Source organism: Variovorax sp. CAN15 (genome assembly GCF_030462475.1).
GTDB lineage: Bacteria > Pseudomonadota > Gammaproteobacteria > Burkholderiales > Burkholderiaceae_C > Variovorax.
Map to the genome: position 1 here is coordinate 1 of NZ_JASMRZ010000192.1, position 634 is coordinate 634.

Annotated in this window: 2 protein-coding genes; both read right to left on the reverse strand. The window is 63.7% G+C overall.

Translation table 11 applies throughout. The features are described from left to right. Positions 1–242, reverse strand: a 242-nt coding sequence (locus QMO14_RS33330) for an acyl-CoA dehydrogenase family protein (RefSeq protein WP_301512408.1), incomplete at its 3' end; no start/stop codon positions are given. Positions 243–316: 74 nt separating this feature from the next. Beyond that, the coding region (locus QMO14_RS33335; RefSeq protein WP_301512410.1) for an electron transfer flavoprotein subunit alpha/FixB family protein at positions 317–634 on the reverse strand (318 nt) is incomplete at its 5' end.

Consider the following 634-nt stretch of genomic DNA (forward strand, 5'->3'; position numbering starts at 1 on the left):
AAGGCTTCCTTGAAGCCCGGCGTGGTGGTGACGGCGCCGTCCTTGAACGACGAGGGATTGCGGTCGCCCGGCACGTTCAGCGGCGCGATCACGTCCTGGTTGAAGCGCGCGCACTCTTCGAGCACGGCCTGTGCGGTTTCGAGGCCGGCATCCTCGAAGCCCGGCAGCTTGGCGATCTCGCCGATGTTGGCCAGATGTTCGATGTCGAACAGCATGTCCTTGATGGGGGCGGTGTAGCTCATGTCATGTCTCCAGATACAGCGGATACGAAAAGGGCATCGCGAACGATGCCCTCTGGCTCAGTGCAGCGATGCGATCAGAGCGCCTTCACCAGTTCCGGCACGGCCGTGAACAGGTCGGCCACGAGGCCGTAGTCGGCCACCGAGAAGATCGGCGCCTCTTCGTCCTTGTTGATCGCCACGATCACCTTGGAATCCTTCATGCCCGCCAGATGCTGGATGGCGCCCGAGATGCCCGCTGCGATGTACAGCTGAGGGGCGACGATCTTGCCCGTCTGGCCCACTTGCCAGTCGTTCGGGGCATAGCCCGCGTCCACTGCAGCACGGCTGGCRCCGAGGCCGGCGTTCAGCTTGTCCGCCAGAGGTGCCATCACCTCGGTGAACTTTTCGGCGCT